Here is a 22,150-nt window from a genome sequence, read left to right as displayed (position 1 = left end):
GAAAACAACTTCGGCTGCCCGGTATTTGCTGACTCACTGGTGTGCCCGGGGGTCGAGCGTGGAGGATTCGGGACGTTGAACGTCCCGAATCCTCCACGGCCGACCCCGTGACGGGGGATGTGGGCAGCGAAGGCTGTGCTGGCTGCCGTCTTGGGCGAGTGGGGAAGATTCCGGACGTTGGACGGCCGGAATCTTCCCCACTCGGTCGTCCACCACGGGTCGTGACCGGCACGACCACCGCGCCGCACCCGCAGACGCGCAACCTTGCCTCACCGCTCGCCCCTGACCTGCGGTCAGGCGCTGTCCGGAAAAAAGTCATCGCGGGACCGATGAGTTCCCGCGAAAGGCGCCGTTACATCGGGTAAGAACACTCGATGGGAGGCGCCATGACCGACACGATCGCCGCGGCGAAGGCGGGGGACGAAACCGCCTTCGCCGCGCTCACCGAACGGCACCGGCGGGAACTGCACGTCCACTGTTACCGGATGCTCGGCTCGTTCGACGAGGCGGAAGACGTCGTCCAGGAAGCGCTGATCAACGCCTGGCGGGGATTGGGCACCTTCGACGGCGGGAACTTCCGCGCGTGGCTGTACCGGATCGCCACCAACGCCTGCCTCGACGCGATCCGCAAGAACGAGCGGCGGGTGCCGTCACTGCGCTCGTTCGCCGAAGTCCCCTGGATCCAGCCGTATCCGGACAGGCTGCTGGACGAGATCGCGCCGCCGGAGGGCGAACCGCACGCGCTCGCCGTCGCCAGGGAGACCATCGAACTCGCCTTCCTCGCGGTCCTGCAGATGCTGCCGCCGCAGCAGCGCGCGGTGCTGATCCTGCGCGACGTCCTCGGCTGGCAGGCAGCTGAAGCCGCCGAGCTGCTGGACCTTTCCGTCCCGGCCGCGAACAGCGCGCTGCAGCGCGGCCGGGCGACCCTGCGCGAACGCCTTCCGCACCAGCGCGGCGAATGGTCCGCGTCGGCACCGTCCGAAGAGGAACGGGCGCTGGTCCGGCGGCTCATCGACGCACACGACAACGGCGACTTCGGGACACTGAGCAGCCTGGTCCGCGACGACGTCCGCGTCACGATGCCGCCGGAGCCGCACTGCCACATCGGGCTCGAGAGCCTCGCCAGCCTCGGCAGGATCGCCGAGGAGATGGGCGAGTGGCGCGCCGTCGCGGTCGACGCGAACCGGATGCCCGCCTTCGCCTCGTACCTGCGGCGTCCCGGTGACACCGAGTTCCGCGCGTTCAAACTCGACGTCCTCCGGGTCGTCGACGGCAAGGCCGCTGAGTTCACCACGTTCGACAGCCGACTGTTCCCGGCCTTCGGCCTGGACACCACACTGAGGGGGAAGTAATGCCGGAGAAGATGACCGACGAGCAGCGTCGCGCCTTTCTCGCCGAGGGGACCCGCACCGCCGTCTTCGCGACAGCCCGCCCGGACGGCAGGCCGCACGCCGTGCCGGTCTGGTTCGCCGTCGACGGGGAAGACATCCTGGTCAACCTGGGCATCGACACCGTCAAAGGCCGGACACTCAAGGAGAACCCGCGTGTTGCGGTGGTCGCCGAGGACCCGCGTCCGCCGTATTCGTTCGTGAGCGTGGAAGGCGTCGCGGAGATCGTTTCGGATCCCGACGCGGTTCGCTCCGGGTCGGCGCTGATCGCTGAGCGGTACCTCGGCGAGGCCGGGCAGGAGACGATCGACGGCTGGCTGGAGTACGCGACCTCGCCGGGGAAGGTGCTGGTGCGGGTGCGGCCGGAGAACATCGTGGCGATCGCGAAGGTCGGCGGCTGACGGCACTGGGTCTCGTGAGTGGTAATGACGGTTAGAACCCTCATTGCCACTCACGAGACTCTTGGCCAGGGCGGCCGCGGGAGGCCAGGATGGCGTCGTGCCCGAGATCGTTTTCGACGAAAACACCCGTTCCTGGCTCATCCGCACGGCAGCCACGAGCTACGCGCTCCGGCTGGCCGAGGATGACTCCCCCGCCCACGTCTACTGGGGACCGGCGCTCACCCCGGCGCAGCTCTCCGACGTCCTCCCCGGGTCCGGCTCCCGATGGGACTCCTTCAACGATCCCGACGAGGGGCTCGACGAACTCGCCGCCGACGGCGGCACCCGCCACTGGACCCCCGCCCTCCAGGTCCGCTTCGCCGACGGCACCCGTGCCCTCGAATGGCGGTACCTCTCCCACGACATCGACGGCGGCGAACTGCGCGTTCGTTTCCGCGACCGCCACTACCCCCTGCGCATCACCCTCGGCTACCGCGTCCCGGCGGGCACCGACGTCATCGAGCGCTGGACCGAACTCACCCACGACGGTACGGACGACCCGATCGAGGTCGTCCGGGCCGATTCGGCGAGCTGGGTCGTGCCGCTCCGGCCGGACTACCGGATCAGCCATGTCACCGGCCGCTGGGCCGCGGAAAGCCAGCTGCTCCGCGAGCCGGTCCCCCACGGCGAGACCACCTTCGGCAGCAGGCGCGGGATCACCAGCCACCACGCCAATCCGTGGGTGATGCTCGACGACGGCGAGGCGACCGAGCGCCACGGCGAGGTCTACAGCGCCGCGCTCGCGTGGAGCGGTTCGTGGCGGATCACCACCACCCGCTCGTCCAACGGCCGCGTCACCGTGACCGGCGGCTTCGGCCAGGACGGCGTCGTCCACCGGCTCGCACCCGGTGACACGCTCACCACCCCCGTCTTCGCCGGGCTGTACACCGACGGCGGCTTCGGCGCCGCGAGCCGCGCGTGGCACGCGTACACGCTCGGCCATGTCCTTCCCCATCCCGGCGAACTCCGGCCGGTGCTCTACAACTCCTGGGAGGCGACGGGATTCGACGTCACCGAAACCGGGCAGCGCGCGCTGGCGGAGAAGGCGGCGGCGCTCGGGGTCGAACTGTTCGTGATGGACGACGGCTGGTTCGGCGCCCGCAGCGGCGACCACGCCGGCCTCGGCGACTGGCAGGTCAACCGCGAGAAGTTCCCCGACGGCCTCAAGCCGCTGATCAGTGAAGTACGACGGCTCGGGATGAAGTTCGGGATCTGGGTCGAACCGGAGATGGTCAACCCGGACAGCGGCCTCTATCGTGCGCGGCCGGACTGGGTCCTGCACCATCCACATCGGACACGATCGGAACTGCGAAACCAGCTGGTGCTCAACTTCGCCCGGCCGGACGTCGCCGAATGGGCGTTCGGCTGGCTCGACGCCCTCGTCGGCGAGCACGAGATCGATTTCCTGAAATGGGACATGAACCGCCCGTTCAGCGAAGCGGGCTGGCCCGCCGACAGTGACCCGGACCGGCTGTGGGTGGAGCACACCCGCGCGGTCTACGCGATCATGGACCGCCTGCGCGACGGCCATCCCGGGCTGCGGATCGAGGCGTGCAGCGGTGGCGGCGGCCGGATCGACCTCGGGGTCATGGCGAGGACGGACCAGGTCTGGACCTCCGACAACACCGACGCGCTCGACAGGCTCGTCATCCAGCACGGCTACGGGCAGGTGTATCCGCCCCGCGCGATGTCGGCGTGGGTCACCGACGATCCCAACTTCATCACGCAGCGCTCCACCCCGCTGCGGTTCCGGTTCCACGTCGCGATGGCGGGTGTGCTGGGCATCGGTGGCGACATCGTCAAGTGGTCCGAGGAGGACCTCGGCTACGCGCGGGAACAGATCGCGCTGTACAAGGAGATCCGGCCGGTCGTACAGCACGGCAGCCTCTACCGGCTCGTGCCGCCGACCACCGACGGGGTCTCGGCGCTGCAGTACGTGGCGGCCGACGGCGGGCGGGCGGTGGTGTTCGTGTTCCGGCAAGCGGCACATTTCCCCACTTCCGAACGACCGGTCCGGCTCGACGGTCTCGACCCCGCCGCCCGGTACCGCGACGAGGACACCGGGAAGGTCTGGCACGGCGCCGCACTGCTGGCACACGGCCTGTTCCCCGGTCTTCCGGCCGGTGATTTCGCGAGTGTGGTGATCCGTCTGACCAAGCTCTGAGCCGAACGATAGATCAGATGTATCGCCCTTTTTGAGCCGATTTGGCCCGGTGGACCTGCTTGACATCACCTTAGACATCCGATCGAATGCCGTCGTATATGAGACGCCGTAGATCGCCGTGAGAAGGGTGAACGGGCATGAGAAGGTCCTTCGCGTTGGGAGCGGCGTTGCTCCTCGCCGCGAGCCTCACCGGCTGTACCGTCGGCGGCGGCACGGGCGGCTCCGGCGGCGGTTCGGAGATCTCCTTCCTGACCTTCGAAACGCCGAATCTGCCACCGTCCTATTGGGACTCCGCGATCAAGCGCGTGACGGACCGGAACCCCGGTCTCAGCGTGAAGAAACTGGTCGCCCCGTCGACCGATCGCACCGGTTACGCCAAGCAGCTGCTGCAGTCCGGTCAGTTCCCCGACGTCGCGATCGCCGTCGACTCGGCCGGTTTCGCCGAATCGGGCAACCTCTACGCGTGGACGCCCGAGGAGCTCAAGGACTTCCAGTTCCCCGGCGCCAACCCGATCAAGGGCGGGCACCACCAGCTGCCCGCCAACACCCAGACCATCCCGCCGATCTACTACAACAAGAAGCTCTTCGCCGACGCCGGGATCACCTCGGTCCCGGCGACCTGGGCGGACCTCCTTGCCGCGTCGGAGAAACTGAAGGCGAAGGGCATCACGCCGTTCACCATCGGCGGCGGCAAGGAGGGCTTCCCGTCCGCGATGCTGCTCGACGGCCTGGTCAGCGTGGACGTCTACGGCAAGACCCCGGACTGGCTTTCCCGGCGGCGGGCCGACCAGGTCAAGTTCACCGATCCGGACTTCCAGCGGGCGTTCGGGAAGTTCGCCGACCTGGTCGCCAAGGGCTACCTCGACAAGACGCAGGTCTCGCGGGACTACTCGGCGACCGAGGCGGCCTTCCTCAAGGGCGAAGGCGCGATGTACCCGATGGGCAACTGGTTCGCCGCCAGCGCCGACGCCAAGAAGCCGTCGTTCGACATCGGCGTCTTCAACTTCCCTTCCGAGGACGGGAAACTCGTCGTGCCCGCCTATACCGGCGGTGGCATCGTCGTCAACGCCAAATCCCCGAACCTCGACGCGGCGAAGAAGTTCGCGCTCGCGTTCCAGCTCGACAAGGAACAGATCGACGCCTCGGTCAAGGCCGACGGCCTGTTCCCCGCCATCAAGGGTTACACGCCGCCCTCCGACGCCGGACCGGTCTTCAAGGCGGGCTACGACCTGTACCGGGAAGCCGTCGCGAAGAACGCCGTCGTGAACGCCTTCAGCTGGGAGACCGCGGACGACGGGCTCCTGCCTGGGATGAAGGACAAGGTCTACCAGGCCGCCCAGGACGTCATCACCGGCCGCAAGACGGTGGCCGACGCGTGCGCGTTCCTGGACACCGAGTGGGCGAAGGCGCGCTGACACCACGATGGGGAGAAAACCGATCCTGCCACGGGTGTGGCATTTCGCCTCGTTCGGCGCTCCCGGCGTCCTCATCTATCTCTGCTTCGTGCTGGCGCCGATCCTCATCAGCTTCGGCTACAGCTTGACGAACCACAACCCGTTCAATCCGCCTTCGGAGTTCGTGGGCCTGGAAAACTACGCACTGCTCTTCCAGGACGAGCAGTTCCTGACCGCGCTCCGGGTCACCACGATCCTCACCGTGATCGTGGTGATCGTGCCGAACCTGCTCGGCCTCGGCGTCGCCCTACTGCTCGACCGGAAAGGCTGGCTGTACAACGCTTTGCGGAGCGTGTTCTTCACGCCCGTGATCCTCAGCTCGGTCGTCGTCAGCATCATCTGGACGAAACTGCTCGACGACCGGGGCCCGATCAACGAGGCCCTGCGCGCGATCGGTGTCGAGCATCCGCCGGGCTGGCTCTCGGACCCGGATCTGGCGCTGTACTCGGTCGCGTCGATCGTCTGCTGGCAGATGCTGGGCTTCTGCGTGGTCGTCTACCTCGCGGGCCTGCAGGGTGTCCCGGCCGAACTGCTGGAGGCGGCGGAGATCGACGGCGCCGGACCCGTCCGGCGGTTCCGCGCGGTGACCTGGCCGCTGCTCGCGCCGTCACTGACGATCAACACCGTCGTCCTGTTGATCTCGGCGTTCAAGACCTACGACCACGTCAAGGTCGTCACCAACGGCGGCCCGGGTTCGGGGACCACGGCCACGATCGCGTTCAACGTCCTCGCCACCGGCCTCGACGCGAACCACGTCGGCTACGCCTCCGCGATGGCCGTGGTGATGCTGGTGATCGTGGCGACGCTGACCACGATCGTGCTGCGTTTCCTGCGGCGGCGGGAGGTCGACCTGTGACCACAGTGGACGGTGCGAAGCGGTCGTGGCTCCGGCCCACCGCGGCGATCCTGGTGAGCGCGATCTTCTTCGTGCCGCTGTACTACGTGCTCGTCAACGTGGTCAAACCCGGCGAGCTGATCGCGCGGGAACCGGCGTCGGTCCCGCTGCCGCCGACGCTGACCAACATCCACGCCGTCCTCACCCGGCCCGACGGCCTGTTCTGGGTGAGCCTGGCGAACAGCCTGCTCGTGACGCTGCTGTCGATCCTCGTGCTGACGGTGCTTTCCGCCATGCTCGGCCACTACCTGGCGCGCTCGGGCAAACGCTGGACCAAGGTCCTCGCGCTGATCCTGTTGGCGGGCCTGATGATCCCGCCGCAGGTGATCCTGATCCCGGTCACCGAGGTACTGCGGCTGACCGGGCTGATGGCGACCCTGCAGGGCCTGGTGCTGTTCAACGTCGGGTACTACGTGCCGTTCGGGGTCTTCGTGTTCACCGGGTTCATCCGCGGGGTGCCGGTGGAACTCGAGGAGGCCGCCCTGCTCGACGGGGCGAGCCGGACGCAGGTGTTCTGGCGGATCGTGTTCCCGCTGCTGCGCCCCGCCACGGCCAGTGTGCTGATCTTCCTGGGGGTGTGGATCTGGAACGACTTCATCGATCCGCTGATCATCCTCGGCCCCGGTCAGGGGACCACGATCACGACCGGCGTCTACCGCTCGATCGGCCAGTACCAGGCGGACCTCGGGAGCGTGTTCGCGCTGATGTTCCTGGCGACGCTGCCGGTGCTGATCTTCTACCTGGCGCTGCAGAAACAGTTCGTGAAGGGCCTCACGGGCGGCGCGACCAAGGGCTGACCCGTTGTCAACCCCCGGATGTTATGAAAGTCCCGTTCATTACAAATTTCGCAATGAACGGGACTTTCATAACACTCCGGTGAGCGTGAAAGAGCCGTTCACAGCTCGGTGACCTTCCCGTCGGCCACTTCCAGCCGCCGCGTGGTCGCCACCGCGTCCAGCATGCGGCGGTCGTGGGTGACCAGCAGCAGTGTCCCCGGATACTCCGACAGCGCCGACTCCAGCTGCTCGATCGCGGGCAGGTCCAGATGGTTCGTCGGCTCGTCGAGCACCAGCAGGTTCACCCCGCGCGCCTGCAGCAGCGCCAGCGCCGACCGCGTCCGCTCCCCCGGCGACAGCGTGGCCGCCGGCCGCAGGACGTGCGCGGCCTTCAGCCCGTACTTCGCCAGCAGCGTCCGCACGTCGGCGTCGGCGAGTTCCGGCACCTCGCGGGCGAAGGCCTCGACGAGCGGGAGGTCACCGAGGAACAGCTTCCGCGCCTGGTCGACCTCGCCGACGACGACACCGGAGCCGAGCGACGCGCCGCCCTCGTCGACCGGGACCCGGCCGAGCAGGGCGGCCAGCAGCGTCGACTTCCCGGCGCCGTTGGCCCCGGTGATCGCCACCTTGTCCGCCCAGTCGATCTGCAGGTCCACCGGACCCAGGGTGAACTCGCCCCGCCGCACCACCGCGCCGCGCAGGGTCGCCACCACCGCGCCCGCCCGGGGCGCCGCGGCGATCTCCATCCGCAGTTCCCATTCCTTGCGCGGTTCCTCGACGACGTCGAGCCGTTCGATCATGCGGTCGGTCTGGCGGGCCTTCGACGCCTGCTTCTCCGTCGCCTCGCTGCGGAACTTGCGGCCGACCTTGTCGTTGTCGGTCGCCTTGCGCCGGGCGTTCTTGACGCCCTTCTCCATCCACGAACGCTGCATCGCGCCACGGGCTTCGAGCGAGGCCTTGGTGTTCGCGAACTCCTCGTACTCCTCGCGGGCGTGCCGTCGCGCGACGGCGCGTTCCTCCAAATAGGACTCGTAGCCGCCGCCATAGGTCCGTACCTGTTGCTGCGCGAAGTCCAGTTCGACGACGCGGTCGACGGTGCGGGCGAGGAATTCCCGGTCGTGACTGACCAGCACCGTCCCGGCGCGCAGGCCGGTCACGAACCGCTCCAGCCGCTCCAGTCCGTCGAGGTCGAGGTCGTTGGTCGGCTCGTCGAGCAGGAAGATGTCGTACCGGCTCAGCAGCAGCGACGCCATCCCCGCCCGCGCCGCCTGCCCGCCGGACAGCGACAGCATCGGCAGGTCGAGGTTGATCGTGAGCCCGAGTTCCGCGGCGACCTCGCCCGCCCGGTCGTCCAGATCGGCGCCGCCGAGCGCGAGCCAGCGGTCCAGCGCCTCGCCGTAGGCGTCGTCCGCGCCGGGTTCGCCCGCGGTCAGCGCCTCTGTGGCGGCGTCGAGCGCTGCCTGCGCGGCGGTGACCCCGGTGCGGCGTGCGAGGAACGCGCGGACGGACTCCCCCGCACGGCGTTCCGGCTCCTGCGGGAGGTGACCGACGGTGGCCGTCGGCGGGTTCAGCCGGACACTGCCCTCCTCCGGCGGTACCAGGCCGCCGAGGGTTTTGAGCAGGGTCGACTTGCCCGCCCCGTTGACGCCGACGAGGCCGATCACCTCGCCCGGCGCGACGACGAGGTCGAGACCGGAGAACAGGACACGGTCGCCGTGGCCGGCGGCGAGATCTTTGGCAACGAGTGTGGCGCTCATGAGATCGGTAAGTCTACGGGGACCGATTGAACAGCTCGTGGTCCCTCAGAAGAGTGGCAAGTATCCAACCGATCACGGAACGTGGGTAACCTGGTTGCTTCTTCTGGACCCGAACGAATCCCCGAGCATTGAGGTCGGTGACAGCAAATGGCGGATTCCGCCACCCCGGTCCCCGTCGCGCACCAGCGGAAAGGTGGTACCCGAAGGCCGACGATGAGCAGGCGGCGGGAAGTCAGTCATGCCAGCGCGCGCTCGCTGCTGATGACGATTCTCGGCGAGTACGTCCTCCCCCGCGACCAGCCGATTTGGACGTCCACGCTGGTCGAGGCGCTGCGAGTACTGGACATCGAGGAGAAATCCGCCCGGCAGGCCCTGGCCCGGTCCTCCGCCGAGGGCTGGGTCGTCTCCGAACGTGTCGGGCGAAGAGTGCGCTGGTCGCTCACCCCACCAGGCAGACGCCTCCTGACCGAAGGCGCGGAACGGATCTACGCCTTCGGCAACGACGAGCGGAGCTGGGACGGCCACTGGCTGATGCTGATCGTCTCGGTCCCCGAAGCGAAGCGGGATCTCCGGCACCGGCTCCGCACGCGCCTGACCTGGGCCGGTTTCGGTTCCCCGGTCGCGGGTGTCTGGGTCAGCCCGGACCTCACCCGCCAGCGGGAGGCCCAGCAGATCGTGCAGGATCTCGGGCTCGACGCGCAGGCGATGTCGTTCACCGCCGCCTATGGCGACGTCGGCGATCAGGAGACGATGGTCGCGCGGTCCTGGGATCTCAGCGAACTCAAGGACCGCTACGAGGACTTCATCGACCGTTTCACCGGTTTGCATCCTTCAGGTGAACGCGGCGTTCTTCGTGCGCAGACCGAACTCGTCCACGAATGGCGCAGCTTTCCCTTTCTCGATCCGAGGCTTCCGCTGAAACTTCTCCCCGACGGTTGGAGTGGCGTGCGCGCGGCGGACCTGTTCCACCGCAAGCACGTCGAATGGCGACCAGAAGCACAGGCCCAATGGGACGAACTCGCGGACATCTCCGGCTAGGGTCACGGAAAACGATCTAGCGGAGGGAACCCGCCTTGGCCACCTCGATCCGCCTCGACCGCGAGGACGACGTCGCCGTCCTGACTATCGCTTCGCCGCCGCTGAACCTCTACACCGCGGAACTCCAGCACGAACTGGGCGAGGCGATCGGCGATCTGGAGACCACGCCGCCACGAGCGGCGCTCATCCGGGCCGAGGGCAAGATCGTCAGCGGCGGGGTGGACGTCTCCCTGTTCGACGCCCAGTCCTCCGCGGCCGAGGCGAAGGTGCTCTTCGACGAGATGCTGGCGATCCCCGACCGGATCGCCGCACTCCCCTTCCCCACCGTCTTCGCCGCCCACGGCCTCTGCCTCACCTGGGCTTTCGAGGTCGCGGTCGCCTGCGACCTCATCCTGGCGAGCGAGAAGGCCAAGTTCGGCCTCGTGGAACGGGTCGTCGGGCTGACCCCGACCATGGGCGGCACCCAGCGGCTCGCCGCCCGCGCCGGTGTCGGCCGCGCCAAGGAGTTCGTGATGACCGGCGCGACCTACGACGCCGCGACCCTCGAACGCTGGAACGTGGTGAACCGCGTGCTCCCGGCGGACGGCTTCGACGAGGCCGTCCGCGCCTTCACGGACGACCTCGCGCAGGGGCCGACCAAGGCGCACGCGGCCACCAAGAAGGTCCTCGAACACTACGAGCACGGCGGCGTCGCCGAGGCGAACGAGCACATCACGACGATCGCCGCCGGGCTCTTCGACACCGAGGACCTGCGCGGCGCGGTGAAGTCGTTCCTCGCCGACGGTCCCGGCAAGGCGACCTTCACCGGCCGCTGATCCGCTGTGCAGTGACCGCTAGGGCCGCTGACCGGCCGCGTCCACCACTCCGGACGCGGTCACCGCGGTCGAATTCGTGCCCAGGTACTGGAACGTGTCGGCGGCGAAGACGATCACGACCGGTTTCGCCACCTTGGGGTCGTCCCCCCGCCGCAGCGGCCAGGTGATGCCGACCCCCGGCCTGCCCGCCGCGTCCTGGGCGTGGTCGATGGCGCGCAGCCCCGGCATCTTCGCCGCCGCGCCGAACAAGGCCGCCCGGACGGCGGGCGGAAGGTAGTTCTCGTTCGCCAGCGTGAGGACGTCCTTGCCCATCGCGTTGACGTCGCCGTCGTGACCGCTGTGGTTGGCGTTGAGGTAGGCGAACATCGCGTCCGCGTCGGTGGGGAGATCCGCCCGGTAACCGGGCGACGGCTTGCACGGCTCCGTGACACCCTTGAGCGGCTCATCGCCCTTGTACACCTGCGCCCGTCCGTTCCGGCAGCCCGGAAGCGGGAAGAGGGCGCCGTCCGTCATCTTGATCAAGCCGTCGTGGGTGCCGTCGGCCGAAAGCCACGCTTCCCGCTCGCCGTCGGGCTGTTTGGTCCTCGTGTAGACGAACTGGTCCGGCTTCGGCGGCGCGCCCGGCGTCTTCAGCGCGGCCGCGGCGGCGTTGCGGAGCACCGTCACCGGATCCGCGGCGGCCGCGGGCGGTTCGAGCCCGACCTGCTCGACCGGGGCCAGTGCGACGACGGCGGTGATGGCCGCGGCCAGCCCGGCCGCCCCCACCCCGGTCCAGACCCAGCGGCGCCGTTTCCTCAGCGGCGTCACGTTTTCCGCTTCCGTGGCGGCGATCTCGGTCATCAACCGCTCGCGCGCCGAAGCGAGCGCGCCGGATTCCGCGAGAGGGACCGACGCGGTCCGCTCGGTGATCAGCTGCAGCTCATCCATGGGTGGAGATCTCCTTCGAAGTCGTGGTGTCCGGGCGCCCCAGTGCCTCGCGGACCTTTCGCCGGGCGCGGTTGAGCCGGGAGCGGACGGTGCCGAGCGGGATGGCCAGTGCCGAGGCCACTTCCTCGTAGCTCAGGCCCTCCCCGGCGAACAAGGTGAGCGCGTCCCGGTCGCCGTCGGCCAGTTCCGCCAGCGCGGCGTCCAGCAGTCTGCCCATCGCCTCGGCGGTCACCTGCTCGGCGACGCGCTCGGCGTGCCCTTCTTCGGCCGCCGGCGGGCCGAGGGCTTCGCGCAGTCTCAGCTCCCTGGCCTCCTCGCGGCGCCGCTGCGCCACCAGGTTGGTCGCGATCCCGTAGAGCCAGGGCCGGGCGTCGCGGCGCTCGGTGTCGTAGCTTTCCCGTTTGCGGAAGGCCACCAGGAACGCCTCCCCCAGCGCGTCCTCGGCGGCGGACGGCCCGATGCGCCGGACCAGGTAGCGGTGGATGTGCGCGGCGTGCCGGTCGAAGATCGCGGAGAACCAGTCCGGCCTGGTCACCGACCTCGCGATCAGCTCCGCGTCTTCCAGATCCCCCGGATCCGCCCCAGATGAACTCATGAACCACCCTTCGCCGTTCGACAGTCTCACCTGCTGTCCGCGTAAACGGCCGAATGGGTTCACGGCCACCGAATCGGTCTAGACCTTTTATGCGAGCCGCGCTACATTCAACTGTGGTCTAGACCACACCGCGCCAGTTCAGATCAGGTTCAGTCTCGCCGCCTCTTTTGGAGAGAACCGCCATGAGACGCACCAGAAAACGACTACTCAGCGCACTCGCCGTACTACTCCTCGCCGCCGGGCTGCTCGTCGCCGGAGGAACACCGGCGATGGCGGCGGGACGCCTCCGCGCCGCCTTCGCCCTGGCAGGCACCACCGGTGAGTACACCGTCACCAACCCCAGTAGCGAAACCGTCGCCGACTGGTCCATCACCTTCACCGTCCCCGCCGGCGTGACCGTCACGAGTGGCTCCCACGCCACGGTCTCGCAGGCGGGCACCCAGGTCACGCTCACCCCGGCGTACTACATCAAATCCCTCGCGCCGGGCCGGTCGACCTACCCCTACAGCCCGTCGTTCCAGCTCAGTGCGGCGGTCACCCCGGCCACCTGCCGGATCGACGACGCCAACTGCGACGGGTCGGGCGACACCCCGCCGTCGAGCCCGGCCAACCTGCGCCTCGTGGCGAAGACGACCACGACCGCCGCGCTGGCCTGGAACGCGTCGGCCCCGGGCTCGCTGCCCGTCGTCGGCTACGACGTCTACCAGGGCGCCACACTGGCGGCGTCGGTCACCGGCACCGAAGCGAGGATCACCGGGCTGACGCCCAACACGGCCTACAGCTTCACCGTCGTCGCCAAGGACCGGAAGGACGCCAAATCGCCGCCGACCCCGGCGCTGGCGGTGACCACCAACAACCCCGGTGACGACACGCAGGCGCCGACCGCGCCGACGAACCTCCGCTCGACCGCGGTCACGGCGGGTTCCGTCGCCCTGGCGTGGAACGCGTCCACCGACAACACCGGCGTCGTCTCCTACGACGTCTACCGCGGCACGACCCTCGCCACCACGGTGACCGGCACGACCGCGACGGTGACCGGGCTTTCACCGTCCACTTCGTACACTTTCACGGTCAAAGCCCGTGACGGATACGACAATGTCTCCGCCGCGAGCGCCGCCGTCAGCGCTCGCACCGGCGACATCGTGAACGGGTACGCCCGGGTCGGGTACTTCGTCCAGTGGGGTATCTACGGCCGCCAGTTCTTCGTCAAGAACCTGGTGACCAACGGATCCGCGAGCAAGCTGACGCATCTGCTGTACGCCTTCGGCAACATCGACCCGGTCAACCACACCTGCCTCTCGGGTGTCACCAAGGGAACGACGTCGAACCCGCAGGACCCGAACCAGGGTGACGGCGCGGGCGACGCGGAAGCCGACTACTCGCGGCCGATGTCCGCGTCCCAGTCCGTCGACGGCGTCGCCGACACCGGCTGGGAACCGTTGCGCGGCAACTTCAACCAGCTGAAGAAGCTCAAGGCCAAGAACCCGAATCTGAAGGTGCTCATCTCCTTGGGCGGCTGGACCTATTCGAAGTACTTCTCCGACGTCGCGGCCACGGCCGCGTCCCGGCAGAAGTTCGTCGCGTCGTGCATCGACACGTACCTGAAGGGGAACGTGAAGGCGTACGGCGGCGCCGGCGGGCCGGGCACGGCCGCGGGCATCTTCGACGGCATCGACATCGACTGGGAGTGGCCGGGCAGCCCCGACGGGCATCCCGGGAACCACTGGAGCGCCAACGACAGGACGAACCTGACCGCGCTGCTGGCCGAGTTCCGCACGCAGATGGACGCCTACGGCGCGACCACCGGCAAACGGTACGAACTGCAGGCGTTCACCCCCGCCGACCCGGCGAAGGTGAAGGGTGGCTGGGAGATCCCGAAGATCTTCGACTACCTCGACGTCGCGAACGTGCAGGGTTACGACTTCCATGGCTCGGGCAGCGACAACTCGTGGGAGCCGAACCGCACCGGCCATCAGGGGAACCTCTACGCCGACGCGGACGACCCGTACAACTTCAAGTTCAGCGTGGAGTCGGCGATCAACGCCTACACCGAGGCCGGGGCCAATCCACGGAAACTGACCCTCGGGCTCGCCTTCTACGGGCGAGGCTGGCAAGGGGTCGCGGACGGCGGCAAGAAGGGCGAATGGCAGAGCGCGACCGGCGCCGCGCCAGGCCAGTTCGCCGAGGAAGCGGGTACCCGTGGCTACGCGAATCTCCTGGCCAGTGTCCCGAACTGCACCGTCCAGCACGACACCGCGGCCGTGGCCACCGCGTGCTACACCGGCAACGGCGGGCAATGGTGGACCTTCGACGACGCCTGGTCCATCCAGCAGAAGGTCGCCTGGCTCAAGACCAGGGGCCTGCTCGGAGTCATGGCCTGGGAGATGTCGGGTGACACCGGAACCCTCATGACCACAGTGGACAACTCGCTGAAGTAAAGGTCCGTGAAGGCCTCCTTGGCTACCTTGAGGGTAGACAAGGAGGCCTTCACGGATGCCTCGGTTTGCTGCACAGTGTGCCTCGTGACTTCTGCGAACGACGACCGGATTCTGCTCATCGTCGGCTCCTACACCGCCGCCAGCGACGGCAACGGCGAAGGCATCGGCACCTTCTGGCGCGACGGGCTCACCGGGGAACTGACCCCGGCGGGCTCGCTCGAACTGGACTCGCCGAGCTGGCTGACCCCGCATCCCACCCTGCCGGTGCTCTACGCCGTGAACGAGACGGCCGAAGGCGCGATCACCGCCGTGGCGGTCGCCGAGGACGGCACGCTGGAGGTGTTGAACTCACTGCCCACCGGAGGGGCGGATCCGTGCCATCTGGCGGTCACCCCCGATGGCCGGTACCTGCTGTGCGCCAACTACAGCGGAGGGAGCCTGGCCGTTTTCGCGCTCGGCCCGGACGGAGTGCCGACCGTGCGCACGGCACTGGTGCGGCACGAAGGCACCGGGCCCGACCCCGAGCGGCAAGAAGCCGCGCACGTACACATGGCCGTGGTGGACGAGACGGGTACCCTCGTCAGCGCGGTCGATCTGGGCACCGACGAGATCCGCACTTACCGCATCGGCCAGGAAGGCGAGCTGATCCCGGTCTCGGTGTCGGCGCTGCCCGCCGGCACCGGCCCGCGGCAATTGGTCCGGCGCCCTGGCACCGACCGCGCGTACGTCGTCGGTGAACTGGCCGCCACACTGGTGACGGTGCGCGAAGAACCACCTGGCACGTTCGCCGTGGAGGCCTCGGTTCCCGCGACACTGCGTCCCGGCGGCGAGAACTACCCCGGCCACCTCGAACTGCACGACGATCGGCTGTTCCTGTCGAACCGGGGCCCCGAGACGATCACCGAGTTCGCCTTCGACGGCGACCTCCCGGCCGCCGTCGCCGATCACGGCGCCGGTGAATGGCCGCGGCATTTCTCCCTCGTCGGCGACCATTGTTATGTCGCGTCGCAGCGCGGCGACATGATCCAAGCCTACGAACGCGCGACGTGGCGCCTTGTCGGCAGTTATCCGATCGGAAGCCCGACCTTCGTGGCACCCTGGCCGCACTGATTCGTTCAGCGGGCTGAACGCTTTTGTTCAGCCCGCTGAACAAAAGGACCCTATTTCTTTTTGGGGCGAATTAAGGTCTTGACGCAACTGGTTCAGACCATGACACTGAATCGCACGCCGCCGGTGACCTGGCTCACACCCGTCCGAGGAGAACCATGTCCCTCCCGAGGAAACTGCTCGCCCTGACCACACTCGTCCCGTTGGCACTGGGCCTTTTCAGCGCTCCGGCCCAGGCTGCCCCCGCCGCCTTCACCCACCCCGGCGTACTGGTCAGCCGCCCCCAACTCGACTTCGTGCGCACCAAGGTCCAAGCCGGCGCGCAACCGTGGAAACAAGCGTACGACGCGATGATGTCGAGTCCCTACGCTTCCTTGTCCCGTTCACCGAAACCGCGCGCCGTCGTCGAATGCGGCCCTTATTCCAATCCGAACCTCGGCTGTACCGATGAACGGCAAGACGCGATCGCCGCGTACTCCCTTTCCCTCGCCTGGTACATAAGCCGCGACGCGAAATACGCGACCAAGGCGATCGAGATCATGGACGCCTGGTCCGCGGTCTTGAAGGATCACACGAACAGCAACGCTCCTCTGCAATCGGCGTGGTCGGCCTCCTCGTGGCCCCGCGCGGCGGAGATCATCAAGCACACCTACCCGAGCTGGCCGAACTCCGGCCGCTTCGGCACCATGCTGCGGAACGTGTATCTGCCCGAGGTGATCAACGGCAGTCACAGCAACGGGAACTGGGAACTCAGCATGACCGAGGCCGCGCTCGGCATCGCGGTCTTCCTCGACGACAAGGCCACCTACGACAAGGCCGTCGCGAAGTTCCGCACCCGTGTCCCCGCCTACCTCTACCTGACCAGCGACGGAACCCTCCCGAAGACCGCGCCCGGCAGCGGCCTCGACACCCGGGACGAGATCGTGAAGTACTGGCAGGGCCAGACGACGTTCGTCAACGGCCTCTCGCAGGAGACCTGCCGCGACTTCACCCACACCGGCTACGGCCTCGCCGCCATCGCCAACTTCGCCGAGACCACCCGCATCCAAGGCCAGGACCTGTACCCGGAGATCGCCGACCGCCTCCGCGAAGGCCTCGGCTTCCACGCGAAGTACCAGCTGGGCGCGGCCGTCCCGTCCTGGCTGTGCGGCGGCAGCCTGAAGCTCGGCCTCGGCCCGGTCACCGAGGTCGGCTACAACCACCTCCACACCCGCCTCGGGTACACCATGAGCAACACAGAGGCACTCACCCTCCGCCAGCGCCCGGCGGGCACCAACGCCCTCTTCGTCGCCTGGCAGACCCTCACGCACGCGGACAACCCACAGTGACCCGTGCGGGCCGCCCGATCGCGGCAGGGCGGCCCGCACGGTCCGTTTTCGCAGCTCAGACACACAGTGACCCCTGGTTGCAGGCCCCACTTCCGGACCCGCTAAAGTACTCACATCGCACTCCACGGAGCGCGGGTCCGGGCTGTGGCGCAGTTTGGTAGCGCACTTGACTGGGGGTCAAGGGGTCGCAGGTTCGAATCCTGTCAGCCCGACCGGAAAGGCCGCTTGATTTGGACGAAAGTCCGGATCAGGCGGTTTTTTGTTGCGGCGTAAGCAATTTCAAGGTCGCGTGGCCCCGGCAACGACCATGGTGGTTACCCGAGGCACGATCCGGATCAGCGAAACCGATCGATCTTCCGGCGCTGCGAAACCATCATCGCCGCAATCGGTGCACTGGCTCCGGCGACTCACAGGACACGGCCTAGCCCAAAAGGACTACCCCGTCTCAGCCCCCATGGCGAAGTGACGAACGCCCCGGCGGTCCTACAGTGGCGGTGTGCTCGGTGAACGGCTCGACTCCTGGCTGCGCGGACACGAGTCGCTCGTCGACGTCGTGACCGCGCTCCTGCTCTCCGCCTGTTGTGTACTTTTCGGACTGTTCGTCCGCGCGGACGCCGCCTACTTCCTGTTCTCCCTGCTCCTGCCGCTGCCGTTGGCGCTGCGACGGCGGGAGCCCGCGGTGTGCGCGGCGCTCGTGATAGGCATCGCGGGCGTCCAATGGCTGACGGTCCGGGACACCGACGGCGCGCTCCTGGCCGATCTCGCCGTCCCGGTGGCGGTACACGCCGCGGCTGCCCACGGACCGCGGTGGGCGGGAAGGGCCGGGCTCGCCGCCGGTCTCTTCGGCGCCGTGCTGGGCGGCCTGAGCTGGCCACTGCTGCCTTCCTCCGCGACGGCGCATGTACTCGTCGGCGCCTTCCTGGCCAGCACGGTGGTGGCCGCATGGGCGACGGGGGCGCTGTGGCGGGTGCGCCGCGCCGAACGCGACCAGCGGGCGCGGCTCGCCGTACTGGCTGAGCGGACCCGGATCGCCCGCGAGATGCACGACATCCTCGCCCATTCGCTGGCGGTCGTGATCGCGCAGGCCGACGGCGGCCGGTACGCGGCCGGGTCGTCGCCGGAGGCCGGGCGGGCCGCGCTCGCCACGATCGGCGACTGCGGTCGTCAGGCGCTGGGTGAACTCCGGCGGGTACTCGGCGTGCTGCGGGACAGCCCGGAAACCGTGGAACCCCAACCGGGTCTGGACGATCTGCCCGGTCTGGTCGACCGTGTGCGGGCGGGCGGGCTCGACGTCCGCCTCGCCTTCGAGACCCCGCCGGGGCCGGTCGAGCCCGGGTTCTCCCTCGCCGCCTACCGGATCGTCCAGGAGGGGCTGACGAACGTCCTGAAGCACGCGGGGACGGGCGCTCGGGCCGAAGTGTCGGTGCGCTGGCCCGCCGGACGGCTGGAGATCGACGTCCTCGACGACGGCCGGGCGCGGATCGCGGGTCCCGGCGGCGGGCACGGCCTGGGCGGCATGCGTGAACGGGCAGGTGCCTACCGCGGCACAGTGACACTGGAGCCGAGGCCCGGCGGCGGTCACGTCCTCAGCGCCCGGCTCCCGGTGCCCGCGTGAGCGGCGATGGGCAGGTCCGTGTCCTGCTGGCCGACGACCAGGCGCTGGTCCGGGCGGGGTTCCGGATGGTCGTCGACTCCCAGCCGGAGCTGACTGTGGTCGGCGAGGCGGGCGACGGGCTCGCCGCCGTCGAGCTCACCCGGCGGCTGGCGCCCGACCTGGTGCTGATGGACGTGCGGATGCCGGTGCTCGACGGCGTCGAGGCCACCCGCCGGGTATTGGCCCTGCCCCGCGCGCCGAAGGTCGTCATGCTCACCACCTACGACCTCGACGAGCACGCCTTGGCCGCGCTACGGGCGGGCGCGGGCGGCTTCCTGCTCAAGGACGCCACCCCGGAGGAACTGCTGACCGCGATCAGGACCGTGCACGCCGGGGACGCGGTACTCGCCGCGTCCACCACACGGCGGCTGCTGGACCGGCTCGCTCCCCCGCTCGATCCCGCCGCGGCCCGGTCGGCGGCGACGCTGACCGGGCGCGAACGGGAGGTGCTGACCGGGCTGGCGCGCGGCTGGTCCAACGCCGAGATCGCCGAATGGCTGGCGGTGGCGCCGGGCACGGTGAAGACCCATGTGGGCAACATCCTGGCCAAGCTGCGGGTCCGTGACCGCGTGCAGGCGGTGGTGCTCGCCTACGAGGCGGGCGTGGTCCGGCCCGGCGAACGCTGACCCGCGCAGGTGACATCGGCACCGGGCAAGGAACCGCCGAGGAGATACGACTCGACGGCGCCGGTGACGCAGCTGTCCGGCGCGAAGAGGTAGACACCGTGCCGGAAGGCGCCGTCCAGCGTGACCATGCGGGACCCCGTCAAGGCCCGGTGCATGGACCGCTGTCCCGGGTACGGCGTGACCGGATCGCCGGACGCGCCCACGATCAGCGCGGGACGGCCGTTGCCGATCGCGGTGGGCGGCTCCGCGGGCGAGGCCGGCCAGAACGCGCACGGGGTGATGTCCCGCGCCAGCGGGCCGAACAGCGGCTCGGCGGCCCGGTGCGCCTGAATGTCCCGGTAGTAGGTCTCCGGGTCGCGGGACGCGGCGCGGTCCGCGCACTGGTTCGCGATCGTGGCGCTGAACCCGAAGGCAGGTTCCACCTTCGGGTCGTCGTACAGGGAAAGCTTCCACTCCTGGACGGGAGTCGGCGTGACGACGAGACCGCGAGCGGCGTCGCGCAGCACCACGACCTGGGCGCTGAACTCGGCGTAGAACGCGTCGCTGTCGTCGACGGTGAGAAGCAGCCCGGGGATCATCGCCGCGTCGATCCGGTGGCCGCCGACCCGCAGGGGTTCACGGGCGGCGGCGCGGGCGATCCCGGTCCACCGCGGCGAGGACGTCGGCGGCCGTCGCGCCCAGGTGGTACCGCTCGTCCCGGCGTGCGGCCCAGGAAGCCCAGTCCCGCAGCGCGGCGGCGTCCGCCGGCCCGGTCTCGCGGGCCAGCGCCGGGCCCGCGGCTTCGGGCGCGGCGGGGCAGTCGAGCACGATCCGGTCGACACGGCGGGGAAAGAGCTGCAGGTGGACTGCGCCGAGATAGCTGCCGAACGACCAGCCGAGGTAGGAGATCTTCTGCTCGCCGAGCGCGGCGCGGACGAGGTCCATGTCCTTGGCCATGTCGCGTGTGGACGCGTACGGCAGGACATCGCGCCGGTCCGCGCAGCGAGCCGCGAGATCCTTCGCGACAGCCGCACCACGGTCGAAGCTGACCCGGTCGGGGCCGGCGACCTGAGCGCTCCGCAGGTATTTGCCGGTGGGCCAGCCGCATTCCAAGGGCGTGCTGAGCCCGAAGAACCGCGGATCGATCCCGACCAGGTCGTATCGTGCCGCGATCGACGGCGCCCCGGCAGGGACCTCCGGCGGGAGCCCCTGTGCGAGCAAGGCCACGCCCTCCCGCGACGGGCCGGGACCGCCGATGTTGACCATCAGCGTGCCCAGCCGGTGCGCGGGATCGGTCGCGGCGCGGCGGGCGACGGCCACCGAAAGGGTCCGGCCGCCCGGATCGGCGTGGTCCAGCGGCACGGTGACCTCGCCGCAGCTCGCCCCGGCGTTCGCCAGCCGCTGCCCGGTCTCGTCGTCCGGACCCGTCCGGCAGTCGTGCCAGTCGATCCGCCGGTGCCCGGCTCCGGCCGCCGCTTCTCCTTGCAGGGCCCCGGCCAGTACCACGGCCGTCAGAACGATCATGCGTATTTTCATCGTTCCGACGCTAAACACGGAAAGCGGCGGGAGCCTCTGCCGCGAGAACGAAATCGGCGCCGGGAACCTACTTCTCACGGCTTAGCTGTACTGACCTGAAAGGTTGGGGATGGCGTTGCCCCAGTGCCGACCTGCCGACGCGAACAACTCCGCAGCGCTGACCAGGCCTGAGCAGCCCAGAGGCCGTTTATGGCGAGCCCAGCGAGGCCCGCGAAGTCTGGCCGAGGAATCCGCCCTCGGCACCTCGGTGCACCCGGGTCAGGTCCGCTTGCGGCTCGCGATCTCGTCAGAGAGCCGCCGCACCTGGGCGGGGTCCGCGTCCCGGGCAAGGGCGACGTAGTGGTCCATGACGGCCGGCCGGTAGCGCACGGGCAACGTCTGCCCCGGGGCGAGCCGGGTGAGCTCGGTGATCGTGAGGTCTTCGTCCGCGATACCGCGGAACGAGATGCCGCCGGCGGTCTCCACGTCCAACATCAGGACCACGCGGGGACTGCCGTCGCTGCTGCCCTCCCGCCAGTCGACGAGAACGCCGAGCGCGAGCGCCCCCGTACGCAGTTCCGCGTTGCGCTTCCACGCATCCCTGCTCAGGAGCGGGTTCGGGGCGACGCCCGGGAAGGCGGGCCCGACGCCGAGCGATTCCCGGCTCAGGTCGGGCCTGAGCTGAGCCATCAGATCGTCGAGCTTCTTCTTGGAACCGAAGAACATCCTGGCCCCCCTTCACCCGGTGCCGGAATCTCGGCCTGGCGCTGCGCCCCTGTCGCGATTGTACGTCGCGGCCGTTCCCGTCCTCCGTCGCATCGCGGCGATCACGCTGATGTCGGACACGCCCTAGTGTCTCGACGGTGAAGATCTGGACGGAGCCGCCTGCCAAGACCGAAGTCGAAGCCGTTGTTCGCCGCTACTTCGGCCTCCTGCGGGACGGGAAGACGCCCGAGGCCGAGCAACTCGTCGATCACACGTCCGTCAGCACGTGCTCAAATCGCTCTGGTCAGGTTCCGTCGGCGCGAGCCTCGATACGGAGCCCGCCTCCGGCGAGTGGGAGCGCGACTTGTCCTGGCTCGGCGAACTCGGCTTGGGGAACTTCGCCTGGGGCGACTCCGGGAGCAATCTCTACGTCGAGATCACCTTCCGCGAGCAGACGATCGAGGTGGCCTTGGGTTTCTGGGTCAAGCCTGTCGACGACGGCTGGGTCGTCTCAGGGCCGTCCACGCTCTGGTAGTCGTGAGTGGCGAT

At 69.0% G+C, this 22,150-nt stretch carries 20 protein-coding genes and 1 tRNA gene; 15 read left to right on the top strand and 6 right to left on the bottom strand.

What is annotated here, in order from left to right; genetic code table 11:
- Nucleotides 1-386 precede the first annotated feature (386 nt).
- The 6 genes from SD37_RS18855 (at nucleotide 387) to SD37_RS18830 (ending at nucleotide 7,138) form a co-directional block, all read left to right on the top strand.
- The gene (locus tag SD37_RS18855; protein WP_044853137.1) at nucleotides 387-1,352 is read left to right on the top strand and encodes an RNA polymerase subunit sigma-70; all 966 of its coding nucleotides are present in this window, start codon (nucleotides 387-389) and stop codon (nucleotides 1,350-1,352) included.
- The gene (locus SD37_RS18850) at nucleotides 1,352-1,789 is read left to right on the top strand and encodes a PPOX class F420-dependent oxidoreductase (protein ID WP_044853136.1); all 438 of its coding nucleotides are present in this window, start codon (nucleotides 1,352-1,354) and stop codon (nucleotides 1,787-1,789) included. The genes SD37_RS18855 and SD37_RS18850 overlap by 1 nt, the downstream gene beginning before the upstream one ends.
- Before the next feature lie 97 nt (nucleotides 1,790-1,886).
- The gene (locus tag SD37_RS18845) at nucleotides 1,887-3,992 is read left to right on the top strand and encodes an alpha-galactosidase (protein ID WP_044853135.1); all 2,106 of its coding nucleotides are present in this window, start codon (nucleotides 1,887-1,889) and stop codon (nucleotides 3,990-3,992) included.
- 137 nt (nucleotides 3,993-4,129) lie between these two features.
- Nucleotides 4,130-5,407, top strand: a complete 1,278-nt coding sequence (locus tag SD37_RS18840) for an extracellular solute-binding protein (protein WP_044853134.1) — start codon at nucleotides 4,130-4,132, stop codon at nucleotides 5,405-5,407.
- A 7-nt stretch (nucleotides 5,408-5,414) separates the two neighbouring features.
- Nucleotides 5,415-6,302, top strand: a complete 888-nt coding sequence (locus SD37_RS18835) for a carbohydrate ABC transporter permease (protein ID WP_236725416.1) — start codon at nucleotides 5,415-5,417, stop codon at nucleotides 6,300-6,302.
- Nucleotides 6,299-7,138, top strand: a complete 840-nt coding sequence (locus tag SD37_RS18830) for a carbohydrate ABC transporter permease (RefSeq protein ID WP_044853132.1) — start codon at nucleotides 6,299-6,301, stop codon at nucleotides 7,136-7,138. The genes SD37_RS18835 and SD37_RS18830 overlap by 4 nt, the downstream gene beginning before the upstream one ends.
- Nucleotides 7,139-7,236: 98 nt before the next feature.
- On the opposite strand, the gene SD37_RS18825 is transcribed toward SD37_RS18830, so the two are convergent.
- Complete coding sequence (locus tag SD37_RS18825) at nucleotides 7,237-8,874, bottom strand: ABC-F family ATP-binding cassette domain-containing protein (RefSeq protein WP_044853131.1); 1,638 nt, start codon at nucleotides 8,872-8,874, stop codon at nucleotides 7,237-7,239.
- A gap of 147 nt (nucleotides 8,875-9,021) precedes the next feature.
- Between SD37_RS18825 and SD37_RS18820 the strand changes: the two genes are divergently transcribed.
- A complete protein-coding gene (locus SD37_RS18820; protein WP_256376586.1) occupies nucleotides 9,022-9,912 on the top strand; it encodes a PaaX family transcriptional regulator in 891 nt (296 codons plus the stop codon).
- Nucleotides 9,913-9,947: 35 nt separating this feature from the next.
- The gene (locus tag SD37_RS18815) at nucleotides 9,948-10,727 is read left to right on the top strand and encodes an enoyl-CoA hydratase/isomerase family protein (RefSeq protein ID WP_044853130.1); all 780 of its coding nucleotides are present in this window, start codon (nucleotides 9,948-9,950) and stop codon (nucleotides 10,725-10,727) included.
- A gap of 18 nt (nucleotides 10,728-10,745) precedes the next feature.
- Here SD37_RS18815 and SD37_RS18810 read toward each other — a convergent pair whose 3' ends face one another.
- Both SD37_RS18810 and SD37_RS18805 read right to left on the bottom strand, forming a co-directional pair.
- Nucleotides 10,746-11,654, bottom strand: a complete 909-nt coding sequence (locus SD37_RS18810; protein WP_044853129.1) for a CU044_5270 family protein — start codon at nucleotides 11,652-11,654, stop codon at nucleotides 10,746-10,748.
- A complete protein-coding gene (locus SD37_RS18805; protein WP_044853462.1) occupies nucleotides 11,647-12,249 on the bottom strand; it encodes an RNA polymerase sigma factor in 603 nt (200 codons plus the stop codon). Before SD37_RS18805 ends, SD37_RS18810 begins: the two co-directional genes overlap by 8 nt.
- Nucleotides 12,250-12,518: 269 nt before the next feature.
- Here SD37_RS18805 and SD37_RS18800 point away from each other — a divergent pair, with 269 nt between their 5' ends.
- The 6 genes from SD37_RS18800 (at nucleotide 12,519) to SD37_RS18775 (ending at nucleotide 19,402) form a co-directional block, all read left to right on the top strand.
- Nucleotides 12,519-14,687 (top strand): glycosyl hydrolase family 18 protein, encoded by a 2,169-nt coding sequence (locus SD37_RS18800; protein ID WP_145926941.1) that lies wholly within the window; start codon nucleotides 12,519-12,521, stop codon nucleotides 14,685-14,687.
- Between the two features lie 84 nt (nucleotides 14,688-14,771).
- Nucleotides 14,772-15,797, top strand: coding sequence for a lactonase family protein (locus SD37_RS18795; RefSeq protein WP_083255287.1), 1,026 nt, complete (start codon nucleotides 14,772-14,774; stop codon nucleotides 15,795-15,797).
- Between the two features lie 155 nt (nucleotides 15,798-15,952).
- Nucleotides 15,953-17,122 (top strand): alginate lyase family protein, encoded by a 1,170-nt coding sequence (locus tag SD37_RS18790; RefSeq protein WP_044853127.1) that lies wholly within the window; start codon nucleotides 15,953-15,955, stop codon nucleotides 17,120-17,122.
- Between the two features lie 138 nt (nucleotides 17,123-17,260).
- Nucleotides 17,261-17,334 (top strand) — tRNA-Pro (locus tag SD37_RS18785).
- Nucleotides 17,335-17,618: 284 nt separating this feature from the next.
- On the top strand, nucleotides 17,619-18,737 hold the full coding sequence (locus SD37_RS18780) for a sensor histidine kinase (protein ID WP_044853126.1): 1,119 nt from the start codon (nucleotides 17,619-17,621) through the stop codon (nucleotides 18,735-18,737).
- Complete coding sequence (locus tag SD37_RS18775; RefSeq protein ID WP_044853125.1) at nucleotides 18,734-19,402, top strand: response regulator; 669 nt, start codon at nucleotides 18,734-18,736, stop codon at nucleotides 19,400-19,402. The genes SD37_RS18780 and SD37_RS18775 overlap by 4 nt, the downstream gene beginning before the upstream one ends.
- On the opposite strand, the gene SD37_RS43805 is transcribed toward SD37_RS18775, so the two are convergent.
- The 3 genes from SD37_RS43805 to SD37_RS18765 all read right to left on the bottom strand — a co-directional run bounded on the left by SD37_RS43805 (nucleotide 19,366) and on the right by SD37_RS18765 (nucleotide 21,622).
- On the bottom strand, nucleotides 19,366-19,980 hold the full coding sequence (locus SD37_RS43805; protein ID WP_236725415.1) for an alpha/beta hydrolase: 615 nt from the start codon (nucleotides 19,978-19,980) through the stop codon (nucleotides 19,366-19,368). The two genes, SD37_RS18775 and SD37_RS43805, sit on opposite strands and share 37 nt — an antisense overlap.
- A gap of 37 nt (nucleotides 19,981-20,017) precedes the next feature.
- A complete protein-coding gene (locus SD37_RS43800) occupies nucleotides 20,018-20,905 on the bottom strand; it encodes an alpha/beta fold hydrolase (protein WP_236725414.1) in 888 nt (295 codons plus the stop codon).
- A 270-nt stretch (nucleotides 20,906-21,175) separates the two neighbouring features.
- Entirely contained in the window at nucleotides 21,176-21,622 is a 447-nt protein-coding gene (locus SD37_RS18765; protein WP_065912884.1) for a hypothetical protein, read from the bottom strand.
- A gap of 265 nt (nucleotides 21,623-21,887) precedes the next feature.
- Here SD37_RS18765 and SD37_RS18760 point away from each other — a divergent pair, with 265 nt between their 5' ends.
- Complete coding sequence (locus tag SD37_RS18760) at nucleotides 21,888-22,136, top strand: hypothetical protein (protein WP_236725413.1); 249 nt, start codon at nucleotides 21,888-21,890, stop codon at nucleotides 22,134-22,136.
- Nucleotides 22,137-22,150: the final 14 nt, after the last annotated feature.

Source organism: Amycolatopsis orientalis, assembly GCF_000943515.2.
GTDB classification, from domain to species: Bacteria; Actinomycetota; Actinomycetes; order Mycobacteriales; family Pseudonocardiaceae; genus Amycolatopsis; species Amycolatopsis orientalis.
Note: the sequence above shows the minus strand (reverse complement) of the source record. Positions and strands in the feature narration are given on the sequence as shown.

Excerpts from the sequence above, each read along its gene's own strand:
- SD37_RS18855 (WP_044853137.1), top strand. The coding sequence starts at position 387 with ATGACCGACACGATCGCCGCGGCGAAGGCGGGGGACGAAACCGCCTTC.
- SD37_RS18850 (WP_044853136.1), top strand. The coding sequence starts at position 1,352 with ATGCCGGAGAAGATGACCGACGAGCAGCGTCGCGCCTTTCTCGCCGAG.
- SD37_RS18840 (WP_044853134.1), top strand. The coding sequence starts at position 4,130 with ATGAGAAGGTCCTTCGCGTTGGGAGCGGCGTTGCTCCTCGCCGCGAGC.
- SD37_RS18835 (WP_236725416.1), top strand. The coding sequence starts at position 5,415 with ATGGGGAGAAAACCGATCCTGCCACGGGTGTGGCATTTCGCCTCGTTC.
- SD37_RS18825 (WP_044853131.1), bottom strand. The coding sequence starts at position 8,874 with ATGAGCGCCACACTCGTTGCCAAAGATCTCGCCGCCGGCCACGGCGAC.
- SD37_RS18820 (WP_256376586.1), top strand. The coding sequence starts at position 9,022 with ATGGCGGATTCCGCCACCCCGGTCCCCGTCGCGCACCAGCGGAAAGGT.
- SD37_RS18810 (WP_044853129.1), bottom strand. The coding sequence starts at position 11,654 with ATGGATGAGCTGCAGCTGATCACCGAGCGGACCGCGTCGGTCCCTCTC.
- SD37_RS18805 (WP_044853462.1), bottom strand. The coding sequence starts at position 12,249 with ATGAGTTCATCTGGGGCGGATCCGGGGGATCTGGAAGACGCGGAGCTG.
- SD37_RS18800 (WP_145926941.1), top strand. The coding sequence starts at position 12,519 with ATGGCGGCGGGACGCCTCCGCGCCGCCTTCGCCCTGGCAGGCACCACC.
- SD37_RS18790 (WP_044853127.1), top strand. The coding sequence starts at position 15,953 with ATGTCCCTCCCGAGGAAACTGCTCGCCCTGACCACACTCGTCCCGTTG.
- SD37_RS43805 (WP_236725415.1), bottom strand. The coding sequence starts at position 19,980 with ATGATCCCCGGGCTGCTTCTCACCGTCGACGACAGCGACGCGTTCTAC.
- SD37_RS43800 (WP_236725414.1), bottom strand. The coding sequence starts at position 20,905 with ATGATCGTTCTGACGGCCGTGGTACTGGCCGGGGCCCTGCAAGGAGAA.
- SD37_RS18765 (WP_065912884.1), bottom strand. The coding sequence starts at position 21,622 with ATGTTCTTCGGTTCCAAGAAGAAGCTCGACGATCTGATGGCTCAGCTC.